The sequence below is a fragment of the Heliobacterium chlorum genome (genome assembly GCF_014502795.1).
GTDB lineage: Bacteria > Bacillota > Desulfitobacteriia > Heliobacteriales > Heliobacteriaceae > Heliobacterium > Heliobacterium chlorum.
Genome location: NZ_JACVHF010000168.1, coordinates 1 through 451 on the forward strand (window position 1 = coordinate 1; position 451 = coordinate 451).

Annotated in this window: 1 tRNA gene and 1 rRNA gene; both read left to right on the forward strand. The window is 53.4% G+C overall.

The features are described from left to right. A 23S ribosomal RNA gene (locus H1S01_RS20820) occupies positions 1 to 205 on the forward strand; the annotation flags it as partial. Between the two features lie 169 nt (positions 206 to 374). Next, positions 375 to 451, forward strand: a tRNA-Val gene (locus H1S01_RS20825).

The window sequence follows — 451 nt, forward strand, 5'->3', positions numbered from 1 at the left end:
AGTTGTCGTGCCAACGGCAGCGCTGGGTAGCTATGTCGGGAGCGGATAAGCGCTGAAAGCATCTAAGCGCGAAACCGACCCAAAGATGAGACTTCCCACTCGAAAGAGGTAAGACCCCAGGAAGATGACCTGGTCGATCGGCCCGGGATGTACACGCCGTGAGGCGTTCAGTCGACGGGTACGAATCGGTCGAGGACTTGACCTTACATTGACGCTTTACTATCAGGAAGATTTTATTTTGATGCAGCGGGACTGGGCGACCTCAGTCGTCGGCGCTTTAGCGCCGGTAACGACGTGGGAACCGTCCGTAGCGGAATCAAAATAAATTTCTCCTCTGTGTAGTTTTGAGGGACCATAAAGTGGTCATCACTTACGGGCGATTAGCTCAGATGGTTAGAGCGCTTGCTTGACATGCAAGAGGTCAGCGGTTCGATTCCGTTATCGCCCACCA